The following is a 14,404-nucleotide window of genomic DNA, read 5'->3' as shown; positions in this document are numbered from 1 at the left end:
ATGTGTATTAGATTTAGAAGTTCAATTTAACAGAGAATCCAAGGTTCTTTAAGCTCGGTTGCATAAAGTAGTCGATCCCTTGGAAGTAAGTACCCGTACTAGCTGTAGCTTCCGGATCATAAGGAGCTTTAGAATAGAACATCAGCAAGTTACGTCCGATGAGTGAAACCTCCGCGTTTTTGATAAACGGACACCATTTCTGAATTGGAAGGTTGTACGACAAGGAAACTTCGGCCAAGCGAATGTTTGTGGCATCATACACATACATCGATCCGATACCCGAGATACCGCCTCCGGTAGTCGTATAGAAATCTTTTGCAGGAATACGCTCACCGTTCACCAAAGCCCCTCCGTTATCGCGAGCATCTGCCGAAGCCTTAGATACGCCATAGGCATCCATCTTAGCTTGAGTGGCCGAAACGCCGACACCACCAAAACGACCGTTGATCAAGAAGCCGACATTCAGTCCCTTGAACTCAAAGTTGTTTCTCCAGCCGAGCGTATAGTTCGGACTTGAATTTCCGGCTTTCACAAAATGGTTCGGATCGGCCGTTACCTTTTGCGACACAATATCGACAATGTAATACCCATGCTCGTCGGTTTTCAAAGTATTGACATAAATATCACCCATCGAGCCGCCTTCTTTCAAGATCATCCGATAACCATCTGTTCCGGCTACGTACATCTCAGACATCGAAACAGTCGTCCCCAACGGAGTCATCGTTTCGGGCAATAACTGTACAATCTTGTTTCTATTGATCGAATAAGTCAGGTTAGAGTTCCATTTCACAGGACCAAGATTTTGATTCAATCCCAAGGTCAACTCCAATCCTTTGTTATCAACGCGTCCGGCATTGACATAATAGCTCGTATAACCGGTACTAGACGATAGCGAGGGGTTAAACAACTGATTGTAAGTCGACGATTTGTAAACCGAGAGCTCAACGTTCAGCTTATTGTTGAAGAGTTTAGCACTCAAACCGGCTTCATACGACTTCGTCAACTCCGGACGAATATCATCATCGGCCAAATAAGTCGTTGTCTGTGGATAGCCACCTTTCAAGTCGTATCCCGGGTTACAGATGAAACGAATCGGAGCATTACCGACTTCGCTATATGAAAGACGCGTTTTCAAGAATGAAAGCACATTCGACCGGATCGGAAAGATCTCCGTCCAGATGGTCGACAATCCGACCGAAGGATAAGGAATAACCTTTACCTTAGAACCGGCCAGCTGACTAGCCCAATCGGCACGTCCGGTTAGATCAAGATAGATCATACTCTTATACCCCACTTGAGCCGTTGCAAAGAGCGATTGGGTTTGATCGTGATATCCCTCTTGTTGCAGCGTACGCAAATTGCCTAAGTTACCAAACGTAAACAAGTTAGGCACGCTCTGTAGTGATCCGCCTATTTGAGAAAGATCGTACTGAACGTCACGTATGCTTGCTCCGATGGTAGAAGTGATAGAGAAATCACCAATATACTTATTGATACTCAACATGGCGTCACCATACATCTGTACCGCTTTCAGGTTATCCCGACGATACTCACCTTGCGGACCGGCAAACAGTCCCAGAGTCGATGCACTGAACTTCTGTGAACGTAATTCGAAATTGCCGTCATATTTCACACGAGTCGAGATATTCATCCAGTCTGTAATATCATATTTCAATCCCGCATTGATCAAGAAACGGTTCTTGTCATTATTGAACTTATTACGTTCAGTCACCCAATACGGGTTTTGCATCTGCATACCTTGATCGCCATACGACCAATATTGAGTCTTGAAGTTACGAGTCGGGTTATACCGTTCGAACGTTTCATATTTGCTGAAATCGTCCCCTCTAGGGAATAAATAAACCGGCACCAACGGATTGAAGTACTGTCCCTGAGCCAACATGTTCTGTTCTTTCACGTTCATATACATAAAGCCCAGATCGAGATGTAGCTTATTGTTCAACAACGATGTTGAATTGCGAAATGAGATATTATACCGATCGAGATCGTTGTTGTGGATGATGCCTCTGGCAGAGACCGATCCGGCAGAGAAATACGTTTGATTCTGTTCCGATCCGGTAGACAAGCTCACATTATTCGTCACATTATAACCGGTTTGGAAGAAGTCAGCCGGATCATAATTGCTTGGCTGATCGAGTTTGGCTCCCCAGCTCGAGTATTCACCAAGGTTCGATCCGTAGGTGTTTTGAAATTCCGGTAAGATGAATGGCGAGCTGAATGTCGTACTGTTCGAAACGCTAACCGATAGCTTACCGGCCTTTCCTTTCTTCGTATTGATCATGATGACTCCATTGGCTGCATCACTACCATAAAGCGCCGCTGCGGCCGCACCACTCAAGACCGACATGCTCTCGATGTCCTCCGGGTTAATCATCGAAGTTCCATCACCCGACTGTCCCATACCGGTATACATATCCCCCGGTTGTGTGGTTTGCAAGGAAGCCAATGGAATACCATCGACAACGTACAACGCATTATTATTGCCCGAGATCGATTTGGTACCACGCATCACTACGCGGGCGCTACCACCCACACCGGTAGAACTGGTGTTGATCGTTACCCCGGCCACCTTTCCGGCCAATGAGTTCATGAAGTTGGCGTCCTTCACCGTCACAAGATCGGCTGCCTTCAACTCCTGTACATTATAGGTCAAGGCTTTTGATTCCTTCTTAATACCCAAAGCCGTCACGACCACCTCGTTCAGCACCTTGGTATCCTCCTCCAAGATCACCTCCAGGCTCTTTGTGTCGACCACCTTCACTTCTTTCGAAGTGTAGCCAATATAAGAAACCTCTAAGAGAGCTCCCTTAGGAACCGAAAGAGTGAAGTTACCATCCAAGTCGGTTATGCTACCCACCGTCGTACCTTTCACCTTCACATTGGCCCCGATAATCGGTTCACCATGATTGTCTTTCACTACCCCTTTGATTTGTAGGTAAGCTTGTTGTGGCGCAGCAGGAGCCTTCTGAGTCGATAAGATGATCTGTTTATCTACAATGGTATACGTTATATTTGTTCCTTCGAAAACGTGATCAAGCATCTCTTTAATGCTTGTAGAGCGACTATGCAGCGATACGATCTTGTCGGCCTGAATCGTTTTGTCGTTGTATAGAAATACATAATCCGAGCTCTTCTCAATTTGGTTAAGCACTTGCTCAATAGTCGCATTCGACATTGAAATCGACCTGCGTGTGCGTTGAGCATATCCGTCTCTTGCAGAGAGTTGCAGGATCACGGAAAAAAGCAAGACTAGACTAATCCTCATAACTAAAGGTAGTTTTAGATTTAAAGCACAATTTTGTTTAAATGCAATAAATGCACATTTTTTTTTCATAACTTTGCGGTTAACTAAAGTTTGTTATTACGATAATAAACTAGATTTTGACATCCGGTTGGAATTTGCAAGACTCTGTACCGGTTTGTCTTGGTTACATAGAAGAAAGCCGCTGCAACGGTTTTCTTCTTTTTTTTCTTTTATCACACTATGTCATAGGCTGTTTCCTTTTTTAATAAGTGGTACATTAATTGGTTTAATAGTTGGTTTGATCAATATAAATCGACACGAATTTTCTTCTTGGTAAAGCTGTCGTCCGACTGTCGTACGGAAGGCTCCATCTGCCATTTGAATGCTGCCGATTCACTCAGATAATCGAGGATTTGCGGTAACGTCTCATTACGGAAGGTGGCCCGATAGTTGTAAACCTTTCCGGAACGGTTATTGAAGACAATATCGACATTGAAATGACGTTCCAGACGCTTTAAGACCTCATCAAGCGGTGCATTCCTAAAGATTAGTTTACCCTCTTTCCAAGCCGTCTTCTCATAAACATCGACTATATTTTTCGTTCCCTGACGACTGCTCTTGTTGTAGTAGAATTCCTCTCCGGGCTTCAACACCACCGGATGTGAACGATCGGACGAAAGGACGTTGACCTTCCCCTCTTCCAATACCGTTTCGATGTAATCGTCTTCGGGATAAGCACTCACATTGAACTGGGTACCATAGACGTAAACGCTCAATCCATCGTGTGTATTCACATAAAACGGACGCTTGGTGTCGGCTTTCACATGGAAATAGGCTTCACCAATCAGTTCCACCTGACGATCATCTCCTTTGAAGGTGGTCGGGTAACGCAAAGAGCTTCCGGCATTCAGCCATACCGTCGAATGATCGGGCAGCTCATACCGAACAACGGTTCCTTGAGCGGCGGTAACCTCTGCATAGCGAACCACCTCTTCCGAAGGAGACAACAAAAGATAAGTCAGGAGTCCCGACAACAGGAACAGAGGCAAAGTCAGAATCGCTGCCGTACGCATTAAGTTGCGTTTCATCCGTTCCTTACGCCGATCGACGATGATAGAATGTGTTTTGCGATAGCCTTTCTCAAGATCGATCGATTCGACCTCTTTGATATCTTCCATCAGAGATTGGGCTTTTCGCCATAGAAAGTCGGAAGTATGGTTTTCCATATCTTAAATAGTATAAAGCGTACAAGATTTTGTTCCAATAACATTAATAATACAATCGAATCGGGAAAAAGGGACAACCTTTTTTAATCTTCGGACAAAAAAAAAGTTCTAATTGTATTTTCAACAATAAGGATCATGTTTTATAGAGAGGCTTTATACGCTGATTAAACCATGATTACAGTCTTTCAAGGCTTCTTTCCTTATTGTATAAAGAAAAGAAGTATAAAAAATAAATCTTTAAAAAAACTTGAAAAGATGAGTGTACTTTAAGGAAAATAAAACATAAAAATAGTGGGATAACTGCCAATTATTAGGAAGTATTACCATTTTTATTCTATTTTTGCGCCCGAACAAATCTCGATGCCATGAAACTATCTTTTCCGGAGACCAGTCGCAAAAAAGCTTTTAAGGAACTTTACGAAACGTATTACGCTCCCTTTTGCCTCTATGCGAAAAGATACATCGACGACCGTCCCATACGGGAAGATCTTGTCTCCGACGTCTTTGCAACGCTATGGGATAAGCAAGAGGCGATCAACTTTGACTCGGGAACGACCCTAGCCTACCTCAAAATGTGTGTTAGGAACAATTGTCTGAACTATCTGAAGCATCGGGAATATGAATGGAACTATGCCGAGGCCGTCCAGGTACAAGCTCCAATCTACGAAGAAGAACCCGATAGCGTCTATACCCTCGACGAACTTTACCACATGCTTTATGATGCACTGAACAAGCTTCCGGAGAATCACCGTAAGGTCTTTGTGAAAAGCTTCTTTGATGGAATGACACACGCTGAGATTGCCGAAGAGATGGAGCTTAGCGTCAAGTCGGTGAACCGCTACAAACAAAAAACCATGGATTTCCTTCGTCAGGAATTGAAGGACTTCCTACCGATCTTCTTGATCATGATTGCTTCAAAGTCGGTTTAATTAGGGACAAGACGGCATATAACACTACATATAACACTACGTATAACACGGCATATAGCACCGCAGGCAAGACTGCATATAAGACTGCATATAACACTGCAGACAAGGACGATTAAGAAGATATACAAAGAATAATACGACATTGTCGCAAAAAAACACGGCATTGCCGTAATAACATAAGGCATTGCCGTAATAACATAAGGCATTGTCACGCGAAAATAGGACATTGTCACATGAAAATAGCACACTGCCGTATGAGTCATACCACAGTGTGCTATTTATATCTTTCTCTAGCGATCAGAGAACCCGAACAATCGTACCGCTTTATTTCGCCATGTGCAGAATAAAGGTCGTTGCTCCGATGGTTACAATCGCTTCATCCTCCAATCTGATCTGATCTTTATCACGCAAGATCGTGTTCTTTAAGAACGTTCCCGTCAAACTTGGAGCATCGCGAAGCGTATAGATCAGCTTTCCTTGCTTATTGCGTTTCACGTTAATGATGCAATGGCGTCTGTCCATGCTCATATCACCCGACTCTATGGCCGTATTGATCGTAGTACCAACGCATCTCCGTCCGATCACATTATCACCCTCCTGCAATGGTAAAACCTGTTTGTAGCCAAACACATTCTCGATGACCGCAATATAGCCATACTCCTCTTTAAGTGCTTCAGCTTCCTGTTCAAGATCTTCCTCTTTCCGCATCGCTTTCACCTTGCTCTTGCCTAGACGAATGCTAAACTGCTTTCCACAGTTCTCACAAACAAACACTAAAGACTGTCCTTCGGTATATTTCGTTTCATCAAAATAGAGGTAATTTTCACATTTGGGGCAAAGAATTCTTTTCATATATCTTTTTAGTTATTCGCTTGGACGACATTTTCGTTATGGAATTTTTAATTTTCAGAGTTTGGCCAACAGTCTTTTGCGACTCTTCTTTTACAATCAATCACGATCAACGACCATAGTCTTATCATCGTCTGATCACGATAGAGATCAAAGTTCTGCTCTTCAAAGCTCTGTTCGACCGTTGTCCGATCGGTTTTTATTGGCGTAAGATCCAAGCTGTTTTATACGCCTCATTTTTATTCAATTGGTTCAGTTGCTTATTGGCTTCCTGATAAGTAGAATAGGACGAGATACTCACTCGTATCACACCACCCTTTAATACCTGCGCATGAGTATATCCATCTTTCTTTAACTGATCGAGCAAAGCTTGAGCAGCACCTTGTTTGATGCTCGATGCCACAATGATATGGTAAGGATTTCCTGTAGTCGCATTTCCGGTTGCCACTTCCGCTTGACGTCCCGAAGAAGGTGTTGCTGAAGTTGTAGACGACTTAGAAACGATTTCCGATGTAGACGACGTTTTCGGTGTTTCAGAAGCCGAGACCTTAATCTCTTTGACCTTTATAGGGTGAGAGGTCTTCACATCTTTCGACGTTAACTTCTGAGAATCGGTTTTTGCGACCGGATGAGCCTTTTGTTGAGCGGCAACCTTCTGAGTTGACTGAATCGTTCCCCGATTTCCTCCATCGAAGACTTCCAACAACTCCGTCGGAATCAAGCGAGCATACTCGGCTTGGCTAACGGTGGTATTCTCTATCGGAGTGGAGAAAAAGAAAAACAAGAAAATGGCTGCTACCATGGCCACTGCATTTCGCAGAAGGGCGGTACTGATCCTAAACTCAATCGCATTTTTCGACCGCTTCTTTGACGATTCGGTCTCTGTTTTCATCAACGGCGATTTCTCCTGAACATGCAGACTCCGCTCTTTAGCCTCCTGCAAAGAAAGCAGGCTGCTCATCTCGAAAGAGTCGAGTCCGTATAAATCGGGAGTGACATACTTGTAATCGTAAGGTACGAATTCGTAAGTCCCATTAATGGTATAGTGAAGTTCACCGATGTTCTCCAGATCGACCTTGCCATTCTCATGCAAAGACTCCACCAAGTGTGCAATCTCCTGTTCGACCCGTCGACCGGCATCCGAAAAATTTGTGTCGTAAACCGACATATACGATTGAACCAATACACCATCATTCAACTTCAACTGAGCATTAAACCCAATCTTACGCGAAGGGGCCAAAAAACGATGTTCTTCATCCATTCGCACGGAAGGCGTGTAATGAGTCACAAAGCCTCCAAACCCCGGCAAAATGACGCAGTCGTTTTCCAATAATAAAGCCTCTATGTGTTGTGCCAATTGATTCATGATGCAAAAATAAAAGATTAAACGAACATATCCCAACAAACTTAGAAAAAATCACTATTTTTGCGTACTTTTATACAGCATTTATCGAATATGAATTATATACAAACAGAAATAGATGGCGTTTGGTTGATCGAGCCTAAAGTTTTTCGTGATGAAAGAGGCTATTTTATGGAATCTTTCAAAAAAGAAGAATTTGAGTCGACCGTCGGCCCCATCAATTTCATTCAGGAAAACGAATCCAAATCGTCTTTTGGAGTCCTCCGAGGCCTCCATTACCAAAAAGGAGAACAGAGTCAGGCGAAACTCGTGCGCGTCATCAAAGGTGAAGTTCTCGATGTCGCTGTCGACCTCCGTCAGGCCTCTCCCACCTTTGGCAAGCATATCAGTGTTTTACTAACCGAAGAGAATAAGCGACAACTATTGATCCCTAGAGGGTTTGCCCACGGTTTCTTAGTGTTGAGCGAGGAAGCCATCTTCTGCTATAAGGTCGACAATGGTTATGCTCCGCAAGCCGAAGCCAGCATCCAGTACGACGATCGTACCTTGAGTATCGACTGGCCCATCTCGGAATCACAGATTCAGCTTTCGCCAAAAGACAAACAAGGCGTTGCATTTAAAGATGCTATCTATTTTTGAGAATAGATTTAAATACAGAAAAACAATCGTTTAATTTATGAAAATAGCAATTGTAGGAACCGGCTATGTCGGATTAGTTACCGGTACTTGTTTCGCAGAAATCGGTGTTCACGTCACCTGCGTAGACACCAATCAACAAAAAATAGAATCTTTACAAAAAGGCATCATCCCCATCTATGAAAACGGATTGGAAGAGATGGTGACCCGTAATGTTAAAGCCGGTCGTTTACAATTCACCACCTCATTGGAAAGTTGTCTGAACGATGTAGAAGTGGTCTTTAGTGCCGTAGGAACCCCTCCGGACGAAGACGGGAGTGCCGATTTGAGCTATGTGCTCGATGTGGCACGTACCATCGGACGAAACATGCAACACTACACGCTGGTCGTGACCAAGAGCACCGTTCCGGTGGGAACAGCCAAGAAAGTGCGTGCAGCCATTCAAGAAGAATTGGATAAACGCGGAGTCGATCTCACCTTCGACGTGGCTTCAAACCCGGAATTCTTAAAAGAAGGTAATGCCATCAACGATTTTATGAGTCCCGATCGTGTCGTAGTCGGCGTAGAATCGGAACGTGCCGAGAAGTTGATGACCAAGCTTTACAAGCCATTCTTGCTTAATAACTTCAGAGTGATCTTCATGGATATCCCATCTGCCGAGATGACGAAGTACGCGGCTAACTCGATGTTGGCTACTCGTATCAGTTTCATGAACGACATCGCCAATCTTTGCGAACTCGTTGGTGCCGACGTCAACATGGTACGTCACGGCATTGGCTCAGATAGCCGTATCGGACGGAAATTCTTATATCCGGGCATCGGTTATGGTGGATCGTGCTTCCCTAAAGATGTGAAGGCGTTGATCAAAACGGCCGAACAGAATGGATACGAGATGAAGGTGCTGCGCGCTGTGGAAGATGTGAATGAAGCACAGAAAAGTGTATTGTTCAACAAACTCTCTGCCCTGTTCAACGGTGATCTGAAAGGTAAAACCATTGCATTATGGGGATTATCGTTCAAGCCTGAGACCGACGATATGCGCGAAGCTCCGGCATTGATTTTGATCGAGAAGCTATTGGAAGCCGGTTGTAAGGTACGCGCATACGATCCTGCGGCAATGACCGAATGTCGTCGTAAGATTGGTGACGTAATCTACTATGCTCAGGATCATTACGATGCGATCCTTGAAGCAGATGCTCTACTTCTGGTAACCGAATGGAAAGAATTTAGAATGCCTTCATGGCCGGTGGTTAAAAAGACCATGACACACCCGATCTTGTTGGATGGTCGAAACATTTACGACAAGAAAGAGTTGGAAGAACAAGGCATCATCTATCAGTGCATCGGCAAATAAACTTGTCACAAAGAGACTAGGAGCATCAATGCTCCTACTCCATTAAACTCAGATAAAGGATTAGGTTCGAATTGAGCTTTAAGGGGATAAAAATGCGCTGTACCTCACAAGAATAGAAATCACCTCTGCTACAAAATTATAGCAGAGGTGATTTTGTTTAGAAAAGAGTCATTAAACCTAAAGGAATTTGCCCCCTCTTAAAATCAAAAAATCCGCTTGACTTTAACGTGTAAAGTACAAGCGGATTGTTCTGTTGTATTCATTCCCTCATGTATCCCCCGATCATTATTGATAAACGATCAAAGGTTCTAAACTTTCTCCAAGTTTAAAAAGCTAACCTAGCTTTTTCAGATAAGCAGAAAGTTCTTCTACAGAGATGTTTTTGGCTATAATAACACCATTTCCATCTAATAAATAGTTAGCGAAACCTCTATTTAGCTCATACTCGTCGAAGAGCTCCGATTTCTCGCCACCCGTTTCCACGAAACAGTTTGGCGTAACTATTTGGTCCTTACGAATGGTTTCTTTAAAGATCGACGCATATTCGTCGAAAGCAATCGAAACCAGTTCCACTTTTGGGGAATCATGAAGCGCGCGACTAAAACGAATATTCTGCATTCGCGACGGTGCGTCATAAGTGGCCCAAAAACTCAGCAAGACGGGCTTGCCTTTAAGATTCTGCAATTGAAAAGCAGCATTCTTGTTCGATGTAGGAATTTTAAAATTGGGGGCTACATCCCCCTCACTCAAACCTTCGGCAGGCTTCTTATCTTTCTCAATGAAAGACGTCAAGGAACTAATTAGTAATACAACAAAAATCCATTTTACATATCTCATGTAAGTCGGTTTTGGTTAATACTGGCTCATTTATAATCAGTTATCGATAGACCGAAAATCGGCCGTATAAAGCAGACATAAACCAAGCGTTAATTCTAATTTGACACCTCAAAAAAGCTCAAATCGGGGCAAAGATATAACATTAATGCTGAAAATCAATAAAATGTATCATTATTTTATGTTACATAACATAAACAAGCCTTTAAAATAGGGCCGAAAAGCCCGATAATACGGGGAAAAACGTTCTTATTTTCCTCGAGAGGCTGCGATCAAGTCCGAAGCATCGTTTTCATGTCCCAAATGCTTCACATCCTGCCCATGGATCAAGTAAATAGCCGACTCCGCAATATTTGTCGCGTGATCGCCTATACGCTCAATATTGTAAGCCATGCCGTTGATCGATAAGATATCCGTCAGATCTTTCTGCGAAAGCATCTTATCGGCTTCATCTCTCGGCAATCCACGATGCACCACATGGTAAAGCTCATCCAGATCATCATCCAGATCGATCACCTCCTTCGCCAACACATTCTCACTCTTCACAAACGCGTCAATCGCCCCGCGAGTCATTCGTGTGGCAAGGAACAGCATCTCTCGAAGTTTATCCTTATATTCCGAGAACATCGGACCATTCACATTCGTTCCCTTCAGCGAGTTGGCAATATTGATAATCATATCCCCTACACGCTCCAAGTTGGCCGCCATGTCGTAATACGAAATGATAATCCGAAGATTAGTGGCACGGGGCGCATAAAGCACAATCGAATTGATCACCTCGGCACGCATCTTAACCTCAAGGCTGTCGATGATATGTTCGTTCTTACAAATCTCGTTATACAACAGTTCGTCCTGATTATTGTCCAACATCTCACCGATCAGTTCGAGTTGGCGAAAGATCTCAGGGGCCAATACATTAAAGTCGCTTGTAATCCGACTAAAAACTTTCTCTTTCAGTGTAGTCATCCTATTTATCGTTTTAAGATTTCGTTTAAGATTCTATTTAAGATTCTGTTTTAAACTTCTGTTTTAAACTTCTGTTTAGACTAATATCCGGGGTTTGTCCTGTTTAGGATTAAATTTCGGATTCTGCTTAGGCTCATGTTTAAGACTCTGCTTAGAACTTCTTTAAATCTAGAATACACAAAAGGTCAAAAGGTCAAAAAGACACAGAAGATCTAGCAGATCCAGAATATACAGAAGTTCAAGTTGATCAAGTCAATGAATCCGGTTAAGTCAATGAAGTTGATCAAACCAATGAATCCGATCAAGTCCCATTAGCCAAACTGTCCGGTGAGATAATCCTCAGTTCGTTTATCCGTTGGATTGGTGAACATCACTTTCGTCTTATCATATTCCACCAGCTGACCCAAGTACATAAACATCGAATAGTCGGAAATACGAGCCGCCTGTCCCATATTATGCGTCACGATGATGATCGTAAACTCCTTTTTCAAATCGAGCAACAAATCCTCGATACGGTTCGTTGCGATCGGATCGAGTGCCGAGGTCGGCTCATCCATCAACAACACATCCGGCTTCAGAGCCAAGGCACGCGCAATACACAACCGTTGCTGCTGTCCACCCGAAAGGAACGTTCCCTTTTTGAAAAGAGAATCTTTCACCTCATCCCATAGGCCGACATTCACCAGACTCGTCTCCACAATTTCATCTTTCTCCTTCTTCGAGAGTCCGATGCCATTCAGCTTATAACCCGCAATGACATTATCGTAAATGCTCATGGTCGGGAACGGATTAGGACGCTGGAAAACCATACCGGCCATACGGCGAACCTCCATCGGGTTCATCGCCAGAATGTTCCGTTGATTCATCAAGATCTCACCCGACACCTTAATATCGGGATACAGCTCATGCATTCGGTTGATGGCCCGCAAAAGCGTACTCTTACCGCATCCCGAAGGACCCATGATGGCTGTAATCTTATTCCGATGAATATCGGCGCAAACCCCTTCGACCGCGTTCTTTCCCGGCGTATAAGAGATGGAAACATCTTTAATCTGTAATATAGGATTGTCTATCTGTAACATTGTATCTATCGTTTTAAAATCGTTATTTTACTGAATTCGCCATTTACGAGCCACACTCTTGGCAATAAGGTTGAGCACCAGGATGAAAAGGAGTAGGAATAAAGAAGAACTCCAAATCATGTCGACCAGATTAGGGTCGTTATAGAATTGCCAAATCAACAAAGAAACAGCACTCGTCGGCTTCGTCACCTCCCAGTTAACGATGGTCGATCCTAGAGCCGTTAGCATCAGAGGAGCCGTTTCTCCCGTCACCCGTGAAATAGCCAATAAGATACCGGTAAACAATCCGCCAAATGCCGAAGGCACCAATACCCGAAGAATCACGCTCGTATACGACGATCCCAACGCCAATCCCGCCTCCTTCAAACTGCTCGGAAGCATCTTAAGCGTCTCCTCTGTTGAGCGGATAATCAGAGGCAGCATCATGATGGCCAAAGCCACACTACCGGCCAAAGCCGAATAACTGCGCAACGGCATCACCACCCAAGCGTAGGCGATCAGACCAATCACGATCGACGGTGTACCTTGCAATAAGTCGGTCAGGAACCGAACGATATGCGAGAACTTCGCTTTCGGTTTTTCCGACAGATAGATCCCTCCCATGATTCCCGTCGGGATGGCAATGATAGACGCTAGAACCACCATTAACAACGTACCGGTGATTCCGTTGACGATACCGCCGGGGATGATCTCATTCGCCCCTTTAGCCGTCATCGCCTCTAGCGTACTGGGTGCCACCTCGGTAAAGAAGCTGAGGTTGATCTGTTTATATCCTTTTTTTAGTAGTTCCCAAAGAATCACAATCAAAGGGACAGCCGTCAACGACGACAGTAGACAGACCGTCCAAAAGAACGCACGGTCTTTAAATTGTCGAAATCCGACAGCAGGCGATTTAGAAGATGTATTTATCATGCTTTACTAAATTTGGTCATAATCACTTTACCTATAAAATTGATCAGCGCCGTAATCAAGAAGAGCAACAATCCGATGGCAATGAGCGAACTCAATTTCAACCCATCGGCTTCGCCAAACTGATTGGCAATAACGCTGGCCATGGTGTTACCCGTAGCTGTGAGCGAAGTCGGGATGTCGTTTGTGTTACCGATCAACATGGTCACCGCCATCGTTTCGCCCAAGGCCCGTCCGAGAGCCAAGATATAACTGGCAAAGACGCCTGAGCCGGATGCCGGGAAGATCACGTTTCGGATCACCTCCAAACGAGTGGCTCCCAAGCTATACGCGCCTTCTTTCAGATCGCGTGGTACCATCGAGATAAATTCAGAACTTAACGACGAAGCATACGGAATGATCATAATGGCCAATACCATGGAAGCCGTTAGGATGCCAAAGCCTTGTGCCGAGAGATGTAAGTCGACCAGAATCGGTCGCAACGTGTAGAATCCCCAGAGTCCGTATACAATCGAAGGAATGCCCGCCAAAAGTTCGATGATCGAGCTGATCACCACCGCAGCACGCGTCCCTCTGAAATATTCGCCGGTAAACAAAGCCACCGGCAGTGAGAAAGGAATACAGAAAAGTAAAGCAAGGAAAGAAGTCATCACCGTGCCTACCATAAAAGAGAGTGCGCCATATTCCTCATGGTCGGGTCTTGGATTCCATTCGGCTGTCGTGACAAAGTCGAAAAAGCCGAAATGGCTGAGTGCCGGAATAGAGCCACTCACCAAGGAGTAGATCATTCCTCCACAAATCAATAAGACGAGTGCAGAACACAGCAGCAAAAGTATTTTAAAGATTTTATCTTTCATTCTATCGTTTCTTGAATCTAAGGTTTGATTCGCTATTCAAAATTCGCTATTCGCAAAAGCTCAAAACCCGGTTAAACAAAGTCTGCAAGATGGCCTCCGGCAACCAACGGTTGCAGAGGCCAAAGCTGTGTTTA

At 44.1% G+C, this 14,404-nt stretch carries 12 protein-coding genes; 3 read left to right on the top strand and 9 right to left on the bottom strand.

Going from position 1 to position 14,404, the window contains the following annotated elements; genetic code table 11:
- Positions 1–13 precede the first annotated feature (13 nt).
- The gene (locus AC4PG5_RS03450; protein WP_492030065.1) at positions 14–3,286 is read right to left on the bottom strand and encodes a TonB-dependent receptor; all 3,273 of its coding nucleotides are present in this window, start codon (positions 3,284–3,286) and stop codon (positions 14–16) included.
- A 281-nt stretch (positions 3,287–3,567) separates the two neighbouring features.
- Positions 3,568–4,491 carry a FecR family protein gene (locus tag AC4PG5_RS03445; protein WP_492030064.1) on the bottom strand — a complete coding sequence of 308 codons (924 nt, stop codon included), beginning with the start codon at positions 4,489–4,491 and terminating at the stop codon, positions 3,568–3,570.
- A 365-nt stretch (positions 4,492–4,856) separates the two neighbouring features.
- Here AC4PG5_RS03445 and AC4PG5_RS03440 point away from each other — a divergent pair, with 365 nt between their 5' ends.
- Positions 4,857–5,420, top strand: a complete 564-nt coding sequence (locus AC4PG5_RS03440; RefSeq protein ID WP_492030063.1) for an RNA polymerase sigma-70 factor — start codon at positions 4,857–4,859, stop codon at positions 5,418–5,420.
- Positions 5,421–5,744: 324 nt separating this feature from the next.
- On the opposite strand, the gene AC4PG5_RS03435 is transcribed toward AC4PG5_RS03440, so the two are convergent.
- Positions 5,745–6,272 (bottom strand): FHA domain-containing protein, encoded by a 528-nt coding sequence (locus AC4PG5_RS03435; protein WP_492030062.1) that lies wholly within the window; start codon positions 6,270–6,272, stop codon positions 5,745–5,747.
- 196 nt (positions 6,273–6,468) lie between these two features.
- A complete protein-coding gene (locus AC4PG5_RS03430) occupies positions 6,469–7,635 on the bottom strand; it encodes an HU domain-containing protein (RefSeq protein WP_492030061.1) in 1,167 nt (388 codons plus the stop codon).
- 90 nt (positions 7,636–7,725) lie between these two features.
- Between AC4PG5_RS03430 and rfbC the strand changes: the two genes are divergently transcribed.
- Both rfbC and AC4PG5_RS03420 read left to right on the top strand, forming a co-directional pair.
- Positions 7,726–8,271, top strand: a complete 546-nt coding sequence (rfbC, locus tag AC4PG5_RS03425) for a dTDP-4-dehydrorhamnose 3,5-epimerase (protein ID WP_492030060.1) — start codon at positions 7,726–7,728, stop codon at positions 8,269–8,271.
- 37 nt (positions 8,272–8,308) lie between these two features.
- Positions 8,309–9,622, top strand: a complete 1,314-nt coding sequence (locus tag AC4PG5_RS03420) for a UDP-glucose dehydrogenase family protein (protein ID WP_492030059.1) — start codon at positions 8,309–8,311, stop codon at positions 9,620–9,622.
- A 333-nt stretch (positions 9,623–9,955) separates the two neighbouring features.
- On the opposite strand, the gene AC4PG5_RS03415 is transcribed toward AC4PG5_RS03420, so the two are convergent.
- The 5 genes from AC4PG5_RS03415 to pstC form a co-directional block, all read right to left on the bottom strand.
- Positions 9,956–10,459: a TlpA family protein disulfide reductase gene (locus tag AC4PG5_RS03415; RefSeq protein ID WP_492030058.1), complete on the bottom strand. Its 504-nt coding sequence runs from the start codon at positions 10,457–10,459 to the stop codon at positions 9,956–9,958.
- A 246-nt stretch (positions 10,460–10,705) separates the two neighbouring features.
- Positions 10,706–11,422, bottom strand: coding sequence for a phosphate signaling complex PhoU family protein (locus AC4PG5_RS03410; protein ID WP_492030057.1), 717 nt, complete (start codon positions 11,420–11,422; stop codon positions 10,706–10,708).
- Between the two features lie 311 nt (positions 11,423–11,733).
- On the bottom strand, positions 11,734–12,504 hold the full coding sequence (gene pstB, locus AC4PG5_RS03405) for a phosphate ABC transporter ATP-binding protein PstB (RefSeq protein WP_492030056.1): 771 nt from the start codon (positions 12,502–12,504) through the stop codon (positions 11,734–11,736).
- Between the two features lie 27 nt (positions 12,505–12,531).
- A complete protein-coding gene (gene pstA, locus AC4PG5_RS03400; protein WP_492030055.1) occupies positions 12,532–13,416 on the bottom strand; it encodes a phosphate ABC transporter permease PstA in 885 nt (294 codons plus the stop codon).
- On the bottom strand, positions 13,413–14,270 hold the full coding sequence (pstC, locus tag AC4PG5_RS03395) for a phosphate ABC transporter permease subunit PstC (protein WP_492030054.1): 858 nt from the start codon (positions 14,268–14,270) through the stop codon (positions 13,413–13,415). The genes pstA and pstC overlap by 4 nt, the downstream gene beginning before the upstream one ends.
- Positions 14,271–14,404: the final 134 nt, after the last annotated feature.

This window comes from Bacteroides sp. QWL-09 (genome assembly GCF_058683585.1).
This window is presented reverse-complemented; position numbering and strand designations above follow the sequence as displayed.

Coding starts and splice junctions, on each gene's coding strand:
- AC4PG5_RS03450 (WP_492030065.1), bottom strand. CDS start 3,286: ATGAGGATTAGTCTAGTCTTGCTTTTTTCCGTGATCCTGCAACTCTCT.
- AC4PG5_RS03445 (WP_492030064.1), bottom strand. CDS start 4,491: ATGGAAAACCATACTTCCGACTTTCTATGGCGAAAAGCCCAATCTCTG.
- AC4PG5_RS03440 (WP_492030063.1), top strand. CDS start 4,857: ATGAAACTATCTTTTCCGGAGACCAGTCGCAAAAAAGCTTTTAAGGAA.
- AC4PG5_RS03435 (WP_492030062.1), bottom strand. CDS start 6,272: ATGAAAAGAATTCTTTGCCCCAAATGTGAAAATTACCTCTATTTTGAT.
- AC4PG5_RS03430 (WP_492030061.1), bottom strand. CDS start 7,635: ATGAATCAATTGGCACAACACATAGAGGCTTTATTATTGGAAAACGAC.
- rfbC (WP_492030060.1), top strand. CDS start 7,726: ATGAATTATATACAAACAGAAATAGATGGCGTTTGGTTGATCGAGCCT.
- AC4PG5_RS03420 (WP_492030059.1), top strand. CDS start 8,309: ATGAAAATAGCAATTGTAGGAACCGGCTATGTCGGATTAGTTACCGGT.
- AC4PG5_RS03415 (WP_492030058.1), bottom strand. CDS start 10,459: ATGAGATATGTAAAATGGATTTTTGTTGTATTACTAATTAGTTCCTTG.
- AC4PG5_RS03410 (WP_492030057.1), bottom strand. CDS start 11,422: ATGACTACACTGAAAGAGAAAGTTTTTAGTCGGATTACAAGCGACTTT.
- pstB (WP_492030056.1), bottom strand. CDS start 12,504: ATGTTACAGATAGACAATCCTATATTACAGATTAAAGATGTTTCCATC.
- pstA (WP_492030055.1), bottom strand. CDS start 13,416: ATGATAAATACATCTTCTAAATCGCCTGCTGTCGGATTTCGACAATTT.
- pstC (WP_492030054.1), bottom strand. CDS start 14,270: ATGAAAGATAAAATCTTTAAAATACTTTTGCTGCTGTGTTCTGCACTC.